This is a genomic window from Streptomyces sp. NBC_01450, assembly GCF_036227505.1.
GTDB lineage: Bacteria > Actinomycetota > Actinomycetes > Streptomycetales > Streptomycetaceae > Streptomyces.
Genome location: NZ_CP109480.1, coordinates 983,342 through 1,003,451, shown reverse-complemented (window position 1 = coordinate 1,003,451; position 20,110 = coordinate 983,342). Strand labels below are relative to the sequence as shown.

Genomic DNA, 20,110 nt, shown 5'->3' with positions numbered 1-20,110 from the left:
CTCGTCCACGGTCAGGCGCGTGTGTCGTGCCGTTCCTGTGTGAACAGGTTCGCCGGGCGGTCGAGGGAGAGGTTCTCCCGCAGGGTCCGGCCCGTGTACTCGCTCCGGACGAGCCCCAGGCGGCGGAGTTCGGGCACCACCAGCCGGACGAAGTCCTCGAAGGCGCCGGGGAAGTGGGTGGCGGCCAGGACGAAGCCGTCGCAGGAGCGCGACTCGAACCACTGCCCCATCTGCTCGGCGATCTGAGGCCCGGTGCCCACGAACCGCGGGCCCTGGAGCAGGGTGGCCCGGTGGTTCGCCAGCATGCGCAGGGTCAGTTCGCGGTCGCCCAGGTGCCGCCGTATCCCCTGGACGAGGCCGCGGATCCCGGACACCGAGTCGATGAGTTCGTCGGTGACGACGTCGTCGAGCGAGTGGCCGGCGAAGTCGTGGTTGGTGACCTCGGACAGCAGCGTCAAAGACGCCATGGGATGCACGAGTTCGTCGAGGAAGAGCGCCTCCTTCTCGCGTGCGATCGCCTCCGTCTCACCGGCGATCGTGTAGACCATGGGCAGCAGCCTTACGGAGCCCGCGTCCCGCCCGGCCTCGGTGATCAGGTCCTTCTGCTCCTGGTAGTGCTCGCGCGCGATCTCCTGGCTCGGATCGGAGGTGAAGATCAGGTCGGCCCACCTGGCCGCGAACAGCCGGCCGCGGCCCGACTGCCCGGCCTGGATGATCACCGGACGCCCTTGCGGGGTACGCGGCACGGTCAGTGGCCCGCGCACGGTGAAGTACTCGCCCTGGTGGGCGACTTCGTGGACCTTCTCCGGGTCGGCGAAGATCCCGGCCGTACGGTCGGCGACGATGGCGTCGTCCTCCCACGAGTCCCAGAGTTTCGAGACGACCTCGACGAACTCCTCGGCCCGGTCGTATCGCTTGTCGTGTTCGATGTGCTCGTCCAGGCCGAAGTTCTGCGCTTCGGCGTCGTTCACCGAGGTCACGACGTTCCAGGCGGCCCGTCCGCCGCTGAGGTGGTCGAGGGTGGCGAACGTCCGCGCCACGTGGAAGGGCTGGTAGTAGGTCGTCGAGTAGGTCGCGCACAGCCCGATGTGCTCGGTGGCGCCCGCGACGGCGCCCAGCACCGTGCTCAGGTCGAGCTTGACGGGCCGCGCACCGTAGCGGACGGCGTCGGCCGGCGAGTCGCCGTAGATCGTCGGCATCGCCAGCCGGTCGTCGAAGAACATCAGGTCGAACATGCCTTCTTCAAGCACGCGTGCGATCCGCTGGTAGTAGCGCACGTCCAGGTAGTCCGCCGCCGCACTGGGATAGCGCCACGAGCCGGAATACACCGACACGTTGGACGCCTGGAGAAACGCGACAAGGGTCATCTGCTCATTGCGTGACGTGGACATCGGGGCCTTTCGTGAGCGAGGGGCGAGGCAACGGGAGCAAGGCGGAGCGGACGCGGGCGGCAGCGGACGGGTGCCCCGGTCCCGTCGCGCACAACAGCGGCTCCAGCGCCGGGGCGAGCCCCGGCGTTGCGCTCCCTCAGGTCAGCGGAACACCTCGTAGGAAGGGTCGGTGTCGTCCCGGCGCCCCGAGGGCGGCGCGGTGGCCTCGGCGGAGAGCGTCACCTCGCGGTAGAGGTCACCGACGTACGCTCGGTGGTCGATGGCCCAGACGCCCGCCCGGCGTGACCAGCGGTCGACGTACCGGCCGCGATGGAACAGGTCCGTGACGAGACCGTCGGCCGGGCGAGTGCGCAGCCACACCGACACATAGGTCTCGCTGGCCGCTGTTCCCGCAGCGTCGTCGACGTCGATGAGCGCGTTGGAGACCAGGTGCGAATGACCGGCGAGCTGGGCGTGGTAGGGCCAGACGAAGTCGAGGAAGCCGGCGGCGGGCCCCCGGTAGTCGGGGCCGTAGTCGGCCGTGCCGTCGGGATGCCAGACGGTGTCGGCGAGTGCACGGTCCATGCGGTCGAGACCACGGCAGTACCGGTACAGCACCTCCGTGATCTCCTGCTGCGCCGCGAGCCGGGTGATCGACGCCGAGTCGGTGTGCATGGTTCGCTCCTCTCGTGTGTCGTACGCCCGAGGGCGGAGTGGCGGCGCCGCCGGTAGCGGCCTGGATGCCGGGAAACCCCTGCGAGCAACCTAGGAAGTGCCGCGGCGGGAGTCATGTGCTGTGTCCGCTGAGCGGGATCGAATCCGGGGCTGGTGCCCGATGCCGGTTAGCGTGGGCTGTCGTCGAGTGGGCGACGTGACACGGCCGGTGCGGTTGGCCCGGCGGGGGGAGCCGGGCGTTCCGCCCGCGACCGTGTCCCGTACGCCGGACACAGGCCCGAACGTCCGACCGAGGCAAGCCCACCGCCAACGTGACCTGGCTGCCTCGCGCGGCAGCGCGCGCGGAACTCGCCCGGAGCAGCACGAGACGACGACCAACAGGAAAGGCAGGGAACGCAACCATGAGCGACGGACCACTGGCCGGACTCCGTGTCCTCGATGCCGCCACCCTCGCTGCCGGACCGCTGATCGCCACCTGGCTCGGCGAGCACGGCGCGGACGTGATCAAGATCGAGCAGCCCGACGGCGGCGACCCGCTGCGGCAGTGGGGCGCGCAGAAGGACGGCGTCGGGCTGATGTGGAAGAGCGTGGGCCGCAACAAGAAGAGCGTCACGCTGAATCTGCGCCACGAGACCGGACGGGACCTGCTGCGCCGGCTGGCCCGGGAGGCGGACGTCGTGGTGCTGAACCTACGACCGTCGACCCTGCGCAAGTGGCGCCTGGACTATCCGAGTCTCGCCGCGGAGAACCCCCGCCTGGTGATGGTGCACGTCACCGGGTACGGGGCCGGTGGGCCGAAGTCCGACCGCCCCGGATTCGGCACCCTCGGCGAGGCGATGAGCGGCTTCGCCCGCCTCACCGGCAGCCCGGACGGCCCCCCGACCCTCCCGTCGTTCATGCTCGCCGACGGCGTGGCGGGGCTGACCGCCACCTACGCGGTGATGATGGCCCTCTACCACCGTGACGTGCACGGAGCCGACGGCCAGCTCGTCGACGTCAACCTGATCGACCCGCTGGCACGGCTGCTCGAACAGTCGGTGCTGACCCACGACCAACTGGGCAGCATCCCCACCAGAACCGGCAACCGCTGGGACATCAGCGCACCCCGCAACGTCTACCTCACGAAGGACGGACACTGGCTCGCCATGTCCGGCAGCGCGCCCACGATCGCGAAGCGCGCCCTCCAGGCGGTAGGACGTCCCGAACTGACCGAGGACCCCAGGTTCGCCGAGGCCCAGCAACGCCTGCGGCACGCCCCCGAGATAGACGCGATCATGGCCGACTGGATCGTGGCCCACACCCTGGACGACGCGATGGCCGTCTTCGAGGCGGCAGGTGTTGCCGCCGCCCCCGTCTACGACGCCGCGCAACTGCTCGCCGATCCGCACATGGTGGCCAGAGACGTCTACCCGTCCGTTCCGGACGCCCAGCTCGGGGCGATGCGGGTGCAGGCGCCGGTGCCCCGGTTCTCGGCGACCCAGGGCGGCATCAGCCATCTGGGCCCGGCACTCGGCGAACACAACGACGAGGTCTACGGGGAACTGCTCGGCCTCGACGCCGACCGGCGCCGGGAACTGTCCGAGCAGGGCGTGATCTGAGGCCCGAGTATCCCCAACCCGGGCAGAGACACCAGGAACCAGAACACACATGCCGGACGAGGTGATCCGGCCACGGCGGCGGGAGGCCCTGAATGAGTCAACTCGATGTGGACGCAAGGGACTTGGGCCAGGTCACCGAGTCCTTCATCGACGGGGTCTCGGTCGGAACACCCGAGGTCTACGAGAACATCGACCCCTCGACCGGACGGTCCCTCGGAGAGGTGTCGAGAGGGACCTCCGAGCAGATCGACCGGGCGGTCGCCTCGGCACGCGCGGCACAGCGGGCGTGGCGCACCACGACACCGGAACAACGCGCCGACCTGCTGTGTCGGCTCGCCGACCTGATCGAGAGCCGGTCGGAGGAACTCGCCCGGCTGGAGAGCGAGGACTCCGGCAAACCCCTGACCCAGGCACGCAACGACGCCCGGGTGTGCGCCCGTTACTTCCGTTTCTACGGCCGCGCGATCGACTCGTACTACGGCCTGAGTCTGCCCCTTCGCCCCGACCTGCACGTGTACACACGACGGGAACCCCACGGCGTCACCGGTCACATCCTCGCCTGGAACTATCCCCTGCAACTGCTCGCCCGGGGTGTCGCACCCGCCCTCGCGACCGGGAACTGCGCCGTGGTGAAGCCCGCCGACGAGACACCGCGCACCGCGGTGGCCGTGGCCGGGCTCGCCGTCCAGGCCGGGCTGCCGCAAGGCGTGTTCAATGTCGTGACCGGGCTCGGTGCCGAGGCCGGTGCCGCGCTGGCGGCCCATCCCGGCATCGACCACCTGGGCTTCGTCGGCTCCACCCGGGTCGGTGCCCTCGTCGCCACGGCCGCCGCCGAGCGGGTGTCACCGGTGACCCTCGAACTCGGTGGCAAGTCCGCCCACTTGGTGTTCCCCGACGCCGACGTCGAGAAGGCAGCCCGGGTCGCGGCGAGCGCGATCCTCCAGAACGCAGGACAGACCTGTTCCGCCGGGTCGCGGGTGCTCGTCCACGAGAGCGTGCACGCCGAACTGCTGGAACGCATCGCCGGTCACTTCGCCGAGGTGACGATGGGCCGGGGCCTCGACGATCCCGACCTCGGCCCGCTCGTCTCGCGCAAGCAGCAGGACCGGGTCCGCGGCTATGTGCAGGCAGCCGGCACCGGCGAGATCGTCTTCGGCGGTTCGGTGGCCGAGCCCGAAGGCATGACGGACGGCGCCTACTTCATGCCGACCCTGATCGACGGCGTGGACCCGGCGTCGCCGATCGCGCAGGAGGAGATCTTCGGGCCCGTGGTCACCACGATGCGGTTCGCGACCGAGGAGGAGGCCGTCGCCCTGGCGAACGGGACCGAGTACGCCCTGCTCGGCGCCGTCTGGACCAGGGACCTCAGCCGCGCACACCGGGTCGCCGCCGAAGTGGAGGCCGGCCAGGTCTATGTGAACACCTATGGTGCGGGCGGCGGCGTGGAACTCCCGTTCGGCGGATTCCGCAAGTCCGGCTACGGCCGGGAGAAGGGCGTGGAGGCCCTCGACAGCTGCACCGCGACGAAGACGATCGTCGTCCAGCTCTGAGACGAGGCTGTGAGACGAGGCTGTGAGACGAGACCGGCGCGACCGCTGGACACGCGGCCGCGCCGGCCTTTTGCCATCCACCGAGGTCAGGGCGCGTCGCCGACGTACTCGTCCACCCGGCGCCGCAGCAGCCAACGCCCCGCCGACTTTTCGAACGTGTCGTGATAGCGCGCCACGATGGCGACGGACCAGGTGGAACCGGCGCGGACGAGCATCACCACGTCGCTGGTCGCCTTCGCCGTGCGGTCGTCCCACTCCGTCAGGAGTGTGTCGCCGACGAGGTGGCACCGCGGCCTGTCCGGATCCGGCCGCCACCCCGGGCGGGAGAAGGCCTCACGGATGGCGTCGGCACCCACCAGGGGCTCGAAGCCGGGTATCTCGACCACGCCGTCCGGCAGGTACAGCGCGACCATGTCCTCGGTACGGCCCTCGTCCTGGGCCTGGGCGTGCGCGGCGATCGTCGCCCGCACACCCGCACTCACCTCGGCGAATTCCGGCACGGCCGTACCTACTTGATGGCGATCGGAGTGATGGGGGAGCCGACGGAGCCCGTCACCTTCAGCCCCGGGGCGCAGAACAGCATGTCCCACACGCCGTCCTCCTCGCAGTCCGCGGCCAGCTCCTCGAAGTTGAACATCTCACCGAGCGTGAGACCCATGTCCCGGATCACCACCTGGTGGAACGGGATCGTCGCGCCCTTGACGGGACTTGGCCACACCTCGCCGGAGTGGTTGTCCATCGCGAGCGCCGCGACCTCGCGCTCGTACAGCCAGTTGCAGGTGTCGAGGCAGGGCCCGGGGGCGTTGCCGAGGAAGCGTTCGCGGTCGCCCTCCAGGAACCACTGGTAGGAGCCGGTGCGCAGCAGCACGATGTCGCCTGACTTGACGCGCACGCCCTGCCGTTCCTCGGCGGCCAGCAGGTCGGCCTCCGTGATCTCGTACGAGTCCTCCAGTCGGTCCACGCCCTTCAACCGCGCGATGTCGAGCAGGACCCCGCGGGAGATCAGCCGGTCGACGGCCTTGTGGAACGAATTGCGGCTGGCGCCCTGGAAGTTGTTGACCGCGGCGGCCGGCACGTTGTTGTAGAAGGTGCCGCCGTAGCCCGCGTGCGCCAGCCCGTCCCACTGGGTGGCGGCCTGCAGACCGGTGACGATCATGTCGTCGGCGGAGATCAGACCGTCCTGGGCGAACGCGGTGTCGGACGGCAGCAGCGTCATGACATGGATCGGGTTGTTACGGAAACCCCCGGACTTGAAAGGCCCGTTGCTGTCGAACGCCATGCCCAGGTCGAACGCCTTGCCTGTGCGGACGAGTTGCGCGGCCTCGATCCGCTTCTGGGGGGTCACGAAGTTCAGGGTGCCGATCTCGTCGTCGTCTCCCCAACGACCCCAGTTGTTGAGCTTCTTGCCGAGTTCGTGATGAGGCCAGACCTTCTCTGAGCTCACGCTTCTCCCTCTTCTCCTTGCCGATGTGCCATGTAACGGCTGACGCATTCCATGAGGTCGCTGGGAACGTGGTATCCGGCGTGGTCCTTGATCCGGTCCAGGTTGCCGACGATGTCCTCGGTCGTGACTTTGAGCGGGTCGGCGGGCAGATAGCCCTCGGTGACGCCGACGAAGAGGTGCGCGAAACGTCCGGCTCCGGCGAGGAACACCTCGCCGCTCACGTCGCACGCCTCGTGGGCGAGATACGCCACCATGGGCGCCACGAGAGCGGGATCCATCACGCCGCCACCGGGGTGGCGCTGTTCGCGCAGCGCGTCCATGCCCTCCGAGGGGCCGCCGCCCATCCGCGTCATGGCGTTGGGGGCGATCACGTTGACCTTGATGTCGTGGCTGCGGGCCGAGGCCGCCATGCTGCGGGCCATCCCGATCATGGCCGCCTTCGCGGTGGCGTAACCGAGGTTGTCCGGGAGTCCGAACATCCCGATCGAGCCGGTGAGCACGACCCGCCCGTAGTTCCGCTCCAGCATGTACGGCCAGGCGGCGCGTGCGGTGTGGAAGGCCCCGAGGACGTGCACCGCCAGGTGGCTTTCGATGTTCGCGGCGTCGATGTCCGGCAGTCCGGCGAACCGTACGTTGCCGGCGTTGTTGACGACTATGTCGATGCGCCCGAACGCCTCGACGGCGGCCGCGACGGGACGTCGGCCGCCGTCCGCCGTGGAGATGTCACTCGTGTCGGCGATCGCCGTACCGCCGGCATCGTTGATCTCCGCGGCGACGGCCTCGGCGGGACCGGCGTCGGAACCGAAGCCCTCCATCGTGCCGCCCAGGTCGTTCACGACGACCTTCGCGCCCAGTTCACCGAGGAGCAGGGCGTAGGCCCGCCCGATCCCTCGCCCGGCGCCGGTGACCACCGCGACGCGATCGTCGAATAGGTGTTGCCGCATGACCATGCCTTCCGGTTCAGGAAAGGAAGCGGGAGTACTTCGACTGGAGGACCTCGCCCATGAACTCGCGCAATTTCGGGCGTCCGCCGGGATTCAGCAGGAAACTCCGGGGCTTCCCGGCGATGTTGGAACCGAAGAAATAGCTGTGCTCGCCGAAGGGGGAATACGCGGCGAGCTCCGCGACCATGGCGTTCCAGCTCGCCTCCGTGTCGGCGGGGACCTCGATCACCCGGTGGCCGTGATCGCGCAGGTACTCGATCGCGTCGGCGACGAAGTTCACCTGGTCCTCGGCGTACCGCGGGTTGTTGCCGGCCGCACCGTGGGGCCCTCCGGGAAAGAAGAAGTTCGGGAAGCCGTGGCTCATGAGCCCGAGGAACGTCCGCGGCCCGTCGGCCCAGTAGTCCTCCAGAGCCAGCCCGCCGCGGCCGCGCACCCCCATCCGGTTCAGAGCGCCGGTGCCGAAGTCGAACCCCGACGCCCAGACGATGACGTCGAACTCGCGCAGTCCGTCGGACGTTTCGATCCCGGTCTCCGTGACCCGGACGAGCGGGTTCTCCCGGAGATCGACCAGGCTCACCTTCGGATCGTTGTAGGCCTCGAAGTAGCCGGTGACGAAGGGCGGCCGCTTCCCGGCCCAGCCGTGGTCGGTGGGGATGAGCCGCTCGGCCGTCGCCGGGTCCTTGACGATGCCGCGGACCTTCCCGGCCATGAAGGCGCACCAGTCGTCGTTGGCGGCCTTGTCCGTGAGCATGTCGGCGTAGTGGCTGATCACCTTGGCGAAGCCCGGGCTGTGCCACATCCGGTCGTGGAACTCCCACCGTTCGTCCCTCGAGTCCTCGAAGGCCGTACGGTCACGCGGCTGGTGCAGGAACCCGCTCGCGGAGGCGTTCAGGTTCTCCCGCAACTGCTCGAAATCGGCCCTGAGCTCGGCCTGTTGCTCGGCCGTGATCGGCTCGTTGTTCAACGGGGTGCACCAGTTCGGCGACCGCTGATAGACCGTCAGGGAAGCGACGTCCGCGACGATCGAGGGGATCACCTGGACACCGCTCGAACCGGTGCCGACCGCCGCGACCCGTTTGCCCGCGAAGTCGACGGGAGTGTCGGGCCACAGGCCGGTGTGGTGGGCCACGCCCGTGAAGTCCTCGCGGCCGGGCACGTCGGGGAAGACCGGCACCGACAGCACACCGGTGGCCGCGACCACGAACCGCGCCCGCACCTCGGTGTCGTCGTCGGTCCGCACCAGCCAGGTGGCCGATGTCTGGTCGAACAGCGCGGAGTTGACCCGGGCGCCGAACCGGATGTGGCCGCGCAGGCCCAACTTGTCGACGGCGTAGTTGAAGTACCGCTCGTTCTCCGGCTGCCCGGCGAACCGCTCGCGCCACTCCCAGCCCTCGAACAGCTCCTTCGAGAACAGATAGCCGTAGGTGTAGCTCTCCGAGTCGAGGCGGGCTCCCGGATACCGGTTCCAGTGCCACACCCCGCCGACCCCCTGGCCGGCCTCCAGCAGCCGGGCGGTGAGTCCCGCGTCGAGGGCCCGCTTCAGCTGATGGATCCCGGTGACACCGGCACCGATGACCAGCAGGTCGACGTCGGTGTCGACGGCGCTTCGGCTCCCGTTGCTTGCAGGGACTGCCAAGTCACTCACCCCTTGCGCGGATCGCCGGCCGTCAGCCTGGTGGTGAAGCCCCAGGGAATGCCGAGTCCGGTCGCGGCATCGGTGACGAGCGTGTCGCTCGTGCGGGTGCGCACCCCTACGCCCTGTGCGTCGAGATGGCGTGCGACGCGGTCGAGGTCGGCGACCTTCCAGGTGAGCGAGTGGTACGTGTCGTTCGGCGCCCCGGTGGCCCAGTCGGCGTACGCCGGGGTGCCGTCGTCGGGGACCGCGTACTCGAAGACCGCGTCGGCCAGGTGGACGTACGTGCTCTGCGCGCCCAGCACCTCGTTGCGTCCCGTGTCGATGACCGTCCCGCCCAGGCCGTCGACCACCACGCGCAGGGCCCGGTCGACACGGTCGGTCAGCACGGTGTGGTGCGCGCAGCGCTCGATGCCGAGCGGGTCGTCCTCGGACACCGGCGGCAACTCCCAGTCCGGGGCCAGCCGGTGGTCCAGCGGGAACGGGATCTGCGGAAGGAACTCGTAGCGCAGGCCCGCGTCCTCGGGCACTGTGAAGAAGATCGGCATCGGGGAGTTGGGCGCGGTCGGGGGATCGTCGCCCTCGACGACCTCGTCGAGCTGACCGACCATGCCGATACCGAGCCCCTTCAGCGCGCGGTAAGCGTCCGCGATGCCGTCGACGTACCAGCCGAACCCCTTCAGGTGCGGCTTGTCGACCGAGGCGTAGCGCTGGACGCCCTGGAGGACGTAGCGCTTCGGGTCGATCGTGTCGAACAGGACGTCGTTGATCGGCGTGAACGTCGAGTAGTCCGTCGGATAGCCCTCACTGACGGGGGCGCCCCGCATCATCTCGGCCATCGGCCGACTGGGCCGCCCGAAGACGCGCTCGAACCACGCCTCCGCCTCGCGGAGATCGGTCACATGATGGCTGGGGTGGTACAGCCGGGTCACACGAAAGCCGCCGTCGGTCATGGCGGTCCTCCCTTTCTCAGGTCTGTCGTACGAGCCGTGCGGGACCGGCGGTCGCCAGGCGACGGGCAGTTCGTGGATGCCGTAGGCCTGCGAGTCCTCCTTGCGCGCCAGGCCCTCCGGACCGGCCGCCGGCCGCAACGTGGGAACGCGGCGGAACAGGGTGCTGAAGACCACCTGGAGTTCGATGCGAGCCAGTTGCTCGGGGAGCGAAGGGGCAGGTGCCCGACCTCGGCGCCGGGAACTGCGGCGGTTCCTCCGTGGCTTCGCTGTCCGGCACGGTCTCTGTCATGGTCGTCCCTTGTTCGGGGCCTTGTTCGTGGCCGCTCAGACGAAGTAGCGGCCGCCGTTGACGCTGAGGGTCTGTCCCGTCACGTATCCGGCCTCGTCGGACGCGAGGTAGGCGACCGCGTAGGCGATCTCGTCGGGGCGCCCGGCCCGCTTCATGGGCATGGTCGCGCCCAGCGCGTCGGGATCGAATCCCTCCCGGAGCAGGGGAGTGTCGATGAGGCTCGGCGCCACGTTGTTGACGGTGATGCCGGTGTCGGCGAACTCGAGGGCGAGCGCCTTGGTCAGACCGATCACCCCGCCCTTGGACGCCGCGTAGTGGGACACCGCGGGACCGCCGGTCTGGGCGGACGAGGACGAGATGTTGACGATGCGTCCGTGCCCCACCGTCAACATGTCCGCTACGAAGGCGCGCGTGACCAGGAAGGGGCCTTTGAGGTTGATCCGGATCATCCGGTCCCAGGTCTCCTCGGTGAGATCGGGGAACGGCACGTAGTTGGTGATACCGGCGTTGTTGACCAGGATCGTGACCGGGCCGAGTTCCGCGTGCGTCTGCTCCGCCGCGGCCACGACGGTCGCGGCATCGGCCGCGTCGCCGACGACCGCGACCGCCTTGCCCCCCGCCTCGCCGATCGCGTCGGCCGTCTCGCGCGCCCCCGCGCCGTCCAGGTCCCACACGGCGACCGTCGCACCCTGGGCGGCGAGCACCAGGGCGATCGCCCGCCCGATACCTCTGCCGCCACCGGTGACGACCGCGTTTCTTCCGTTCAATGACGTCATTCAGGACTCCATGTAGGTGCTACTGCTTCGGTTCTGCCGGGATGTCACCCCTCGCCACGCCGGGTGCCGGACCCAGTGCCTTCCTGGCGGTCTTCCGTGCGGCCATGGCCCGGGGGAAGCCCGCGTATCCGGCCGCGTGGTACAGGACTTCGGCGATTTCGTCTTCGGTCAGCCCGTTGTTCAGTCCTATCCGGACGTGGCTTCCGAGTTCGTCCTCGGCGCCCAGTGCGATCAGGATCCCCAGCGTGACCAGGCTGCGGTCCCGTCGTGCCAGACCCTCGCGCGCCCAGAGTTCGGCCCAGACGCTGACCAGGCCGATCTCCACGAGGTCCGCACCCACACCGTCGTCACGCAGGTCGGCGTCCTCGGGGAGGGTGGTGTTGACGACCGACGACATCGTTCGGACTCCGAGTCCGCGCAACTCGGCCGCTGTCGTGGGATTTACGGGGGATTCTCCGTGCGTCCCGCTCACCGGGACGGACTTTCTGTTGCCTGCACTCGTCACACCCTTCTCTCGGCCATTTCTCGGGGGAGCGCGGCCCTCGGAGATGGTTCGGCGCTCCGGGCCGTCCGTGGCCATCGGGTTACGTATACAGATTGGTGAAATTAGGTAGCTGATTGAACCGTATGCGAAGGGGAGCGGATACGGCAATGCCCTGGACGCCGACTCGTCTCCGTGGGGCGGTCACGGCGCCCTCGACCCGGCATCAGTACAGGTCAGGGCCTTGATGGCAGGAGCTTCGACAAAAGGGATGTGTCGGGCCGTGTGGCCTTTCGATGGCGATGGTTCGTCGTCGTCCTGTGGGTGGCGGTGCTGGGCGCCGTGGGATTCGCCGCGTCCAGGGCGCCCGCAGCCGCCGACGAAGGCTTCACGATGCCCGGGATCGAGTCCCAGAAGGCGTTCGACCTGATGGAGCGGCGCTTCCCGGGGACCACGGCCGACGCGGCGAGTGCGCGCATCGTGTTCATCGCCCCGAGCGGGGAGAAGGTGACCGCGGCCGGCAATCGGGCCGCGATCGAGAAGCTTGTCGACGAGGCGGCCGACGGCTCCCAGGTCGCCGCCGCTGTCGACCCCTTCCAGGCCAAGGCCGTCAGCAAGGACGGTACGACCGCGTACGCGACCGTCTCCTTCAAGGCGACGGCCGACGACCTCACCGACGCGAGCAAGAAGCACCTGGAGTCCGCCATCGCCGTGGCCCGGCAGGCGGGTCTGCGGGTGGAGGTCGGCGGCGACGCGCTGGCGACTCAGCCCGCGGCCGGCGGACCGGCCGAGGTGATCGGCATCGCCGTCGCCGCCGTGGTTCTGCTGATCACGTTCGGGTCCCTCGCCGCCGCCGGTCTGCCGCTGCTGGCCGCGATCATCGGCGTGGCCGTCGGCATGACCGGGATCATGGCTCCCCTACCGGTGCTCCTGCTGGGCGTCGTGGGCCTGGGCGCGGTCGCCACGCCGGTGATGGACCTTCAGCTCGGCATGCCGGGCGACGAGGCCAAGCCGACCTCCACCACCGAGCGCCGCGCCTACGACGCGCTCGCCGAGGGTTTCGGCCCCGGCTTCAACGGCCCCCTGACGATCGTCGTCGACGCCAACGACTCCGACGACCCGAAGGCGGACGTGGCCACGATCACGAAGGACATCACTGCCACCAGGGGCGTCGTCTCCGTCTCGGCCGCCCGCTTCAACCAGGCCGGTGACACCGCGGTGTTCTCCGCCACGCCCGCCACGAGTCCGACCGACCAGAAGACCAAGGACCTCGTCAAGGCCATCCGGGACGAGCGCCCCGGCATCGAGAAGGATGCGGGCGTGTCCTTCGAGGTCACCGGCAAGACCGCCCTCGACATCGACGTCGCCGAGAAGGTGCAGGCCTCGCTGGTGCCGTATCTCGCGGTGGTGGTCTCGCTCGCCGTCGTGCTCCTACTGCTGGTCTTCCGCTCCCTGCTGGTGCCTCTGAAGGCGGCCTTCGGGTTCCTGCTCTCGGTCTCGCGGCCCTCGGCGCGGTTGTCGCGGTCCTCCAGCAGGGTCATGGCGCGGACCTCCTGGGTGTGGAGTCCACCGGCCCGATCATGAGCATGATGCCGATCTTCCTGGTGGGCATCGTCTTCGGCCTGGCGATGGACTACGAGGTCTTCCTGGTCTCGCGGATGCGTGAGGCGTACGTCCACGGCGAGGCGCCCAAGGAGGCGATCGTCTCGGCCATCCTCGCCCTGCTCGGCCACCGGGCCTGGTACCTGCCGAAGTGGCTGGCCCGGCTGCTGCCGAACATCGATGTCGAGGGCGAGAAGCTCAGCCGAAAGGTGCCTGTCCCGACCGCTGGGACGGCCGACGAGTCGCTCTCCACGTAGCCCGTCGGGGCCCGCTGAGCCGGGGAGGGGCTGCCCGCTCACGGCGGCCCCTCCGCTGCCTTCGCCGGCGACTCGTGGACGCATGGCCTGAGGAGGCCGTGAGGGGAGCAACCGGCTGCCGATCGGGTGCCCGTCGCGTATCTGCCCGGTGCGGTCCGAGGGTGTAGTGGGCTACACCCTCGGTTCGGGAGTCCGCTCCCGTGTCCCGACCGGTGAACGACGGAATCGTGGGAGGCCCAGACCACGGGAGCTCCCAGCTCCCCGCACCCGAGGAATGCGATGAAGCCGAAGTCGCTGTTCGCCACCCTGAAGTCGTTGGTCGCCGACCTGCTGCTCTGGTCGTTCTTCGCGGTCGGCACGGCCGCTTCCATAGGAGCCGACGCGGTCCTGGACGGCCCGGACAAGAACGTCGCCACGTTCGCCGGCGCCGCCGTGTCGCTGCTGACGGGTACACGCATCGCGAAGAAGCCCGGGATCAACGCGTTCCTGTCGAAACGGCCGCCGCGATGGGCCTGGTCGCGCTGGGAGCGCTCGGAGGGCTGGTGACAGGCCGCCACAGGGCCAGGGGCGAAGCCGGTCGGCCCGTACCGGACACCCGCGTCACCAGCACGTAGGGACCGGAGCCCGGTCCTGGCATTGCGAACTGCCACCCACGTCCACCCGACCACCGACTCCACCGTCACGCACCGGACGGTGCCAGGAAAGGAATCCACCCGTGACCGCACGCCGCCGCCATCGCATCACCGCCGTCACCACCGCCGCAGCCGCTGTCGCGCTGACCGCGACACTCGCCGCCGGCTGCGAGTTCGACGACTCGCTGGACTGCCTCTCCAGCGCCGACACCATTGCCGACAGCGTCGCCGCCATCCACAGAGCGGGCGCGGACGCGATCGAGGATCCCACGCGGACCCAGAAGTCCATCGACACCATCGAGAAGAATCTCGACAAGATCAACGACAAGACGGACGACAACAAGGTCGGCGATGCGGTCGATGATCTGAACAAGGCCGTCGCGAACTACAACAAGGCCATTCTGAACGGCGACACCGACCCGGACAGCAGCAAGATCGACGCGGCGGCCGACCAACTGAAGGACCTCTGCACGTCGTGAACGGGTGTTCCGGACCCGGCCGCCTGGGAGACACTCGTCCTCAGTGACAAGTGTCTTCAATGAGGAGTGACGCATGACCACGGTAGGTATCGCCACCGGCGCCGCCAGCGGGACGGGAGAGGCATGCGCCAGGCGCCTCGCCGACGTGGTGGACGTGCTGTTGCTCGTCGACGGGAACGAAGCGGCGCTGGCCGCGGTCGCGAAGGACCTGTCCGGTCACGGGAAGCGGGCCCTCGTCGAGCCGTTCGCGGTCGATGTCACCGACCGGGAGGACCTCGCCCGGCTCGCCGACCGGGTCAGGGAGACCGGCACGCTCCGGGCCGTCGCGCACGCCTACAGCATCCCGCCCGAGGAAACCGACTGGCGCCGGATCATCGAGGCCGACTTCGTCGCGGCGGCGCTGCTCACCGAGACGCTCCGGCCACTCGCCACGGCCGGTACGGCGTTCGTCTACCTGGCCTCCGTGTCTCCGCTGATCGCGCACATCGAGCCCGATCCTGCGGTGGCGGCCGTCCTGGACGATCCGTTGCAGGAGGACTTCCTCGACCGTATCCGGGAGGTGGTCGGTCCCGCGGTCGAGGATCCGGCCTGGGCGTACCCGTGGGCCACGTACGGCGTGCACCGCTTGACCCGCGCGGAGGCCGTACGGTTCGGCTCCGTGGGCGCACGCGTGTGCTCGCTGTCGCCGGGTGCGATCGACACCCCGGAGACTCGGCTGGAGGCGGCACGATACGCATCGATTCGACAGCTCATCGAGCGCACGCCACTGGGCCGCGTCGGCCGGTACGAGGAGATCGCCGCCGTCGCGGCTTTTCTGCTGTCGGACGAGGCGAGCTTCGTGAACGGCGTCGACATCGTCGTCGACGGCGGCCTGTGTGCCTCGCTGCGGGAGGACTGACGCCGCAGGAGGCGCGCTACGACCGGTGCGGGACGACGCGTCCCGCACCGGCACTCCCGGCTTCCGAGGGGGACGCCCGTGCGGGCTCCCACAACCGCGGCTCCTCCTCGAGGACGCGGACCCTGACGAGTTCCCCTCCGCCATCCGGCCCGTGGCCGCCGACGACCAGTGAGATCGCCGATCATCCGGGAATCATGATGCTCGACGGGCGGCGCACCGGTCCGGCGGGCAACGTCGGGACAGTGATCCGTAGATGTGCGGTATCGAGGTGGCCCCCGGACCGTACGGCCGGTGCGGCACAGACGCTTCGAAATGTCGACTGCGCCGCGAGTGCTGCCCGTTCAGCCGTGGATCTGCGACGAGGGCAGCCGTATGCCTTCCTGCCGTGGCATCCGCTCGGCATGGCGAGTCGACTTTGCGGTGGGGGGCAGCCGCTCGCGCTTTCGCCCACCACGCCGACGCGCGGATCGACGGCTGCGCCTCGGTCGCCGTGCGCTCGGCGAGGCGCCCGGCGCGCCTGTCATCGGCCGACGGTGGGCTCCCACTCGGCCTCGGGGTCGAGGGGCAGCCCGGGCTGGTCGCGCTTGAACTCCTGTGCCTGTTTCTCGACCTTGGGCAGGGCGTGATCAGGCGCGCCGAAGCCGCGGAACAGGGTCGCGCAGTACTCATGGGACAGGAACTGCGCGTCCCACTGCCCGTCCGGCTTCACCCATTGGTACGTGTGGTTGTGCAGGTTGAGGAACTGGAGGGTGGCCAACCGGGGCGACATGGTGCGGAACATGCCCTGCTCCATGGCCTGCGAGAGCATTTCGGAGATCAACTGCTCGAAGTCGGAACGCTGGGCGAGCAGGGTCTTGAGCTCGTCGCCGCTGAGACTGCGATAGTCGTGTTCGTAGACCCAGATGTGGTCGAGCCTGCGAAAGATGATCGTCAGAAGCGACTCCGACAGCAGACGCAGGCGCAGCAGCGGGTCCACGTCGAGGTCCGCGATCTGCCGCGCGCGGGACAGCAACGGCCCCATGACTCGCGACTGGATTTCGACCAGCAGGTTCTCTTTTGAGCCGATGTAGTAGTACAGGGCTCCCTTGGCCAGCCCGACCGCGCGCCCCAGGTCGTTGATGGAGGTCGCGGCGTACCCTTGCTGAGCGAACAGGGAAGCCGCGATGTCAATGATCTTCTGGCGTCTGATCTCGAAGCCCGGTCCATGGCCTGGCGGTCGTGGCATGGATTCACTCCCCGCGTGATGGGGCGACATGTCGATGGGAATCGACTCCCGTGCCCACGTCGGATGCCTTTCGGTATATCCGGGGGAAGCGGACCACGGGGCGCCGCTCGCTTTTACTGGACCAATCGGTACATTAGACCATGGAAACCCGTCGGCTCAAGCCCGCACCGTCTGTCGGAGCATGGCAAGGGCGCGCCGGGCCTACGGGTCCAGTGCTCCAGCACGCCGGCATCGGTTCCGGACGCGTGGACGACCTGGCGTAAATGTACCGCCGCAAGTGACGCATCCGACGGTTCGAGGACCGGGTATCCGATCTCCACGAACCCTACAACGTAACGAAGTTCCCCGGTTTCCCGCAGCTGTCGACGGGTCAGAAGGTCCCCCGCCGGGATCTGGGTCGCCGCTCGTACGTCCGCCGTGGGCCCGGCCGCTCGGGCAGGACTGGTCGGGCCCACGGTGGACCCCGGTCGAGTCCGTGGTTCAGACGGTCGCGACCGGTGTCAGCGGACTGCCCTGGGTGCCGGGCAGGTTCAGCGGGGGAGCCGTCAACAGGAACCTGCTGCGGCCGTGCTCGCGCAGCCAGCCGGCCAGCTCGTGCAAGTACCACAGTTCGCCGAGGGGGACGCCCAGCTTGAACAGGCACAGGTGGTGGATCGGCAACAGCGTGTGCGGGCCCTGGGCCTGTGTGACAGCCACGCCTTCGACGGCGTAGTTGTCCGCCACCAGTGCCGAGATCTGCGACTCGGTGATCCACTCGAGCAGCGCAGGGTCGTCGGCGTCCAGGTAGGCGGCGGTCTGGTGGATCGCCACGGGGTCGGGGTACTTGTTCCAGGCGAGGATCTGGGTGGCGAAACCGGTGTGCAGCAGCAGCATGTCGCCGGGTTCGACGACGACGTTGTCCGCGGCCATGATGTCCTGAAGCGTCTTGAAATTCACCGCCTGGTAGCCCGTGCCCAGGTGGTGGGCCAGGTCGACCAGGACCCCCCGGCCCTGCACGCCGTGCTCTGCCATGTGCTCCATGCCCAGGTGACGGGCGTGGCTGAGGCTCCCGCTGCCGTCGCCCTTGACGTCCTCCCGTGGTCCGACGATGTCGGTGCCCGCGCGGTATCCGTTGTAGTAGACGGGCTCGGCCACCCCGTCGCCGCCGGTGTCGAACTCGGCGCCCTGATGGGCGAGGGAGTCCCACTGGGTCGAGTACTGCAGCCAGAGGGTGACCACGTCGTCGGACCACACGTCGATGAGCTCGGGTGAGATCTGTTCACGTGCGACGACGTTGTAGAAGACGTCCTGCTTGTGCGCCAGGTCCTCGGTGGGCCTCAGGATCGGCGGGTAGCGTCGCTGGTTCATGGCCGAGCCGCCGGGATAGTCGAGCGGCAGGCTCAGGCTGAAGCTGATTCCGTGCTCGACCTCGCGCACGCCCTGGAGGACTTTCTCGGAGGTCAGCAGGTTGATGCGGCCCAGCTCGTCGTCGTCACCCCAGTCGCCCCACGTCGAGCCCGGCGGACGCTGCTTCCAACGCTTCGTCACGATTACGCCTCCTTCGGCGACAGTCCCGGTGACAGCCGTGGGCATGCTATTCAGATTGTACCGATCGGTCAATGAGTTGGGTTTAATGCGAATGACCTCTCCCTTTTCCCCCTGTGGCAGTAATAGACTGAGTGGTCGAAAGAAGTGGTGGGGTGCTGCTGCCGAGCGCAGGCCCGTCCGACCTTGGAGAGAGAATGAGCGAAGCCACACAGGCGTGGGTCGCGGAGGGTGTGCGGGCCGTGATCGGGGCCCACGCCCAGGCGCAGGACGCCGGCCGTACCGATGAGGTCGTCGCGTTGTACACGCCCGACGGAGTTCTCGAAGTACCGGGCATGGATCCCGTAGAGGGTCAGGACGGGATCCGGGAGGCCTTCAAGGGCTGGGCGCCGACACGGCCGCAGCTGCACGTCGTGACCAATACCGTCGTCACCTCCGCCGCCGAGGACGAAGCCACGGCGGTGAGCGACGTGGTCTTCTTCCTGCGCGCGGAGCCGGGCTGGGCACCACAGCTCGTGGGCCGCTACGACGACACCTTCCGCCGCGTCGACGGCACGTGGCTGTTGCACCGCCGCAGGACCACCTACCAGGCCTAGTGCCGCGACGGGCAACGTTCGCCCCGTCGCGACGCCCGGCACGCTCCCCCACTGCCTCAAGGGCGTGGGCGGTGCCCCCACTCGCCGCACCGGCCGAAAGTCCAAGTACGTCCGGTCCGTCGACGGGGCCTTCCGGCCGGCACGCCGAGAGCACGCACCGGACGCCGCTCCTTGACGGGCAAACGTTGCCTGCCGCGGCACTAGCTCCCCGCCTCGACCCACTCCGCCCATCGATTCACCCTGGGAGAGAAGAAGACACATGACCATTTCCGCCGAAGCAACCCTTGCCGGTGTACAGACCGCCATCGCCACCTACGCCCACGCCATCGACGCGGGCCGCACCGAGGCCATCCCCGACCTGTTCACCGAGGACGGCGTCGCCGAGATCACCGGTCAGGGCACCTTCGAGGGCCGGGAGGCCATCGGCAAGGCCTACGCGGCGTTCACGCCGCAGGCTCCGCAGCTGCACCTCGTCGGCAACACCCTCCTGACCTCCCCTCCCGGAGACGTGGTCACCGCCAGCAGCAACCTGGTGTTCTTCGTCCGAGGTGAGGAGGGTTGGGCCGTCCAACTCGTCGGGACCTACGAGGACACTTTGGTCCGCGTGGGTGACGTATGGAAGTTCCGCAGGCGGGTCACGACCTTCAATTGACATGCTCCTCGCCCCGAAGGGCGAGGATTCTGGCCTTCCTTGACTGGTTGCTGTGCCGCTACGCGACACGGCTTCCGGTCGGGAATCCGTGGCTTCCTGTTTCTTCGCGCTGTGCCGGGATCGCTCCTGGTCTTACCGGCGCTCCGCAGGCCGATAGGTGCCGATGATGGACGCGTTGCGCAAGGCGGTCGTCGAGTTCAACCGGTTCGACCCGGCCGTCGTGCCCTGGCACCGGCAGCGTATGACGCTGATCCTGCGGGTGCCGACGCTGCAGGCGGACTCGGCCGTGCGCTACGCGTCATGGCGAGCGCTCGTCACCAGGTTCGCCGCGCGGCGCCTGGACCGGCCCGTGTCCGACCTGCTGCCCCGGCTGATCGGCAGTACCGTCCTGGCCGCGTGTGTCGCCGCGTACGAGCAGTGGCTCAGCGACGAGGACGCCGATCTGTGCGGTCTGTTGGATCTGGCCATCCGGCAACTTGCCGCCGGATACGGGGAGGCGGCCCTGCGGGCGTAGTGCCGATCGTGTCGCGAC

19 protein-coding genes and 1 pseudogene are annotated in these 20,110 nt (G+C 69.0%); 9 read left to right on the top strand and 11 right to left on the bottom strand.

The window, feature by feature from the left end:
* Window positions 1-11: 11 nt before the first annotated feature.
* Window positions 12-1,391: an LLM class flavin-dependent oxidoreductase gene (locus OG568_RS04615; RefSeq protein WP_329530402.1), complete on the bottom strand. Its 1,380-nt coding sequence runs from the start codon at window positions 1,389-1,391 to the stop codon at window positions 12-14.
* A gap of 141 nt (window positions 1,392-1,532) precedes the next feature.
* Window positions 1,533-2,045 (bottom strand): nuclear transport factor 2 family protein, encoded by a 513-nt coding sequence (locus OG568_RS04610; protein ID WP_329530401.1) that lies wholly within the window; start codon window positions 2,043-2,045, stop codon window positions 1,533-1,535.
* A gap of 401 nt (window positions 2,046-2,446) precedes the next feature.
* Between OG568_RS04610 and OG568_RS04605 the strand changes: the two genes are divergently transcribed.
* Window positions 2,447-3,643 carry a CaiB/BaiF CoA transferase family protein gene (locus OG568_RS04605; protein ID WP_329530400.1) on the top strand — a complete coding sequence of 399 codons (1,197 nt, stop codon included), beginning with the start codon at window positions 2,447-2,449 and terminating at the stop codon, window positions 3,641-3,643.
* 92 nt (window positions 3,644-3,735) lie between these two features.
* Window positions 3,736-5,193, top strand: coding sequence for an aldehyde dehydrogenase family protein (locus OG568_RS04600; protein WP_329530399.1), 1,458 nt, complete (start codon window positions 3,736-3,738; stop codon window positions 5,191-5,193).
* An 86-nt stretch (window positions 5,194-5,279) separates the two neighbouring features.
* Here the strand turns inward: OG568_RS04600 and OG568_RS04595 are convergent, their stop codons facing one another.
* The 7 genes from OG568_RS04595 to OG568_RS04565 form a co-directional block, all read right to left on the bottom strand.
* The gene (locus OG568_RS04595) at window positions 5,280-5,693 is read right to left on the bottom strand and encodes a nuclear transport factor 2 family protein (protein ID WP_329530398.1); all 414 of its coding nucleotides are present in this window, start codon (window positions 5,691-5,693) and stop codon (window positions 5,280-5,282) included.
* A gap of 8 nt (window positions 5,694-5,701) precedes the next feature.
* The gene (locus OG568_RS04590; RefSeq protein ID WP_329530397.1) at window positions 5,702-6,637 is read right to left on the bottom strand and encodes a cyclase family protein; all 936 of its coding nucleotides are present in this window, start codon (window positions 6,635-6,637) and stop codon (window positions 5,702-5,704) included.
* Complete coding sequence (locus tag OG568_RS04585; protein ID WP_329530396.1) at window positions 6,634-7,581, bottom strand: SDR family NAD(P)-dependent oxidoreductase; 948 nt, start codon at window positions 7,579-7,581, stop codon at window positions 6,634-6,636. Before OG568_RS04585 ends, OG568_RS04590 begins: the two co-directional genes overlap by 4 nt.
* Window positions 7,582-7,597: 16 nt before the next feature.
* Complete coding sequence (locus tag OG568_RS04580; RefSeq protein ID WP_329530395.1) at window positions 7,598-9,217, bottom strand: flavin-containing monooxygenase; 1,620 nt, start codon at window positions 9,215-9,217, stop codon at window positions 7,598-7,600.
* Between the two features lie 5 nt (window positions 9,218-9,222).
* Entirely contained in the window at window positions 9,223-10,341 is a 1,119-nt protein-coding gene (locus OG568_RS04575) for a hypothetical protein (RefSeq protein WP_329530394.1), read from the bottom strand.
* Window positions 10,342-10,491: 150 nt separating this feature from the next.
* Complete coding sequence (locus OG568_RS04570; protein ID WP_329530393.1) at window positions 10,492-11,232, bottom strand: SDR family NAD(P)-dependent oxidoreductase; 741 nt, start codon at window positions 11,230-11,232, stop codon at window positions 10,492-10,494.
* A gap of 19 nt (window positions 11,233-11,251) precedes the next feature.
* Window positions 11,252-11,629 carry a carboxymuconolactone decarboxylase family protein gene (locus OG568_RS04565; protein WP_329530392.1) on the bottom strand — a complete coding sequence of 126 codons (378 nt, stop codon included), beginning with the start codon at window positions 11,627-11,629 and terminating at the stop codon, window positions 11,252-11,254.
* Window positions 11,630-11,986: 357 nt separating this feature from the next.
* Between OG568_RS04565 and OG568_RS04560 the strand changes: the two are divergent.
* The 4 genes and pseudogenes from OG568_RS04560 to OG568_RS04545 all read left to right on the top strand — a co-directional run bounded on the left by OG568_RS04560 (window position 11,987) and on the right by OG568_RS04545 (window position 15,581).
* Window positions 11,987-13,572: pseudogene (locus OG568_RS04560) on the top strand (MMPL family transporter).
* A 279-nt stretch (window positions 13,573-13,851) separates the two neighbouring features.
* Entirely contained in the window at window positions 13,852-14,118 is a 267-nt protein-coding gene (locus tag OG568_RS04555) for a hypothetical protein (RefSeq protein ID WP_329530391.1), read from the top strand.
* Window positions 14,119-14,287: 169 nt separating this feature from the next.
* A complete protein-coding gene (locus OG568_RS04550; protein ID WP_329530390.1) occupies window positions 14,288-14,683 on the top strand; it encodes a hypothetical protein in 396 nt (131 codons plus the stop codon).
* A gap of 73 nt (window positions 14,684-14,756) precedes the next feature.
* Window positions 14,757-15,581: an SDR family oxidoreductase gene (locus OG568_RS04545; RefSeq protein ID WP_329530389.1), complete on the top strand. Its 825-nt coding sequence runs from the start codon at window positions 14,757-14,759 to the stop codon at window positions 15,579-15,581.
* Window positions 15,582-16,101: 520 nt separating this feature from the next.
* On the opposite strand, the gene OG568_RS04540 is transcribed toward OG568_RS04545, so the two are convergent.
* Together OG568_RS04540 and OG568_RS04535 are read right to left on the bottom strand one after the other, a co-directional pair.
* Window positions 16,102-16,806 carry a TetR/AcrR family transcriptional regulator gene (locus tag OG568_RS04540; RefSeq protein ID WP_329530388.1) on the bottom strand — a complete coding sequence of 235 codons (705 nt, stop codon included), beginning with the start codon at window positions 16,804-16,806 and terminating at the stop codon, window positions 16,102-16,104.
* Between the two features lie 480 nt (window positions 16,807-17,286).
* Window positions 17,287-18,333 (bottom strand): cyclase family protein, encoded by a 1,047-nt coding sequence (locus tag OG568_RS04535; protein ID WP_329530387.1) that lies wholly within the window; start codon window positions 18,331-18,333, stop codon window positions 17,287-17,289.
* A gap of 194 nt (window positions 18,334-18,527) precedes the next feature.
* Between OG568_RS04535 and OG568_RS04530 the strand changes: the two genes are divergently transcribed.
* From OG568_RS04530 to OG568_RS04520, 3 genes are all read left to right on the top strand, one after another.
* A complete protein-coding gene (locus OG568_RS04530; protein ID WP_329530386.1) occupies window positions 18,528-18,926 on the top strand; it encodes a nuclear transport factor 2 family protein in 399 nt (132 codons plus the stop codon).
* A 259-nt stretch (window positions 18,927-19,185) separates the two neighbouring features.
* A complete protein-coding gene (locus OG568_RS04525) occupies window positions 19,186-19,578 on the top strand; it encodes a nuclear transport factor 2 family protein (RefSeq protein WP_329530385.1) in 393 nt (130 codons plus the stop codon).
* A gap of 163 nt (window positions 19,579-19,741) precedes the next feature.
* Window positions 19,742-20,092: an acyl-CoA-like ligand-binding transcription factor gene (locus tag OG568_RS04520; protein WP_329530384.1), complete on the top strand. Its 351-nt coding sequence runs from the start codon at window positions 19,742-19,744 to the stop codon at window positions 20,090-20,092.
* Window positions 20,093-20,110 lie beyond the last annotated feature (18 nt).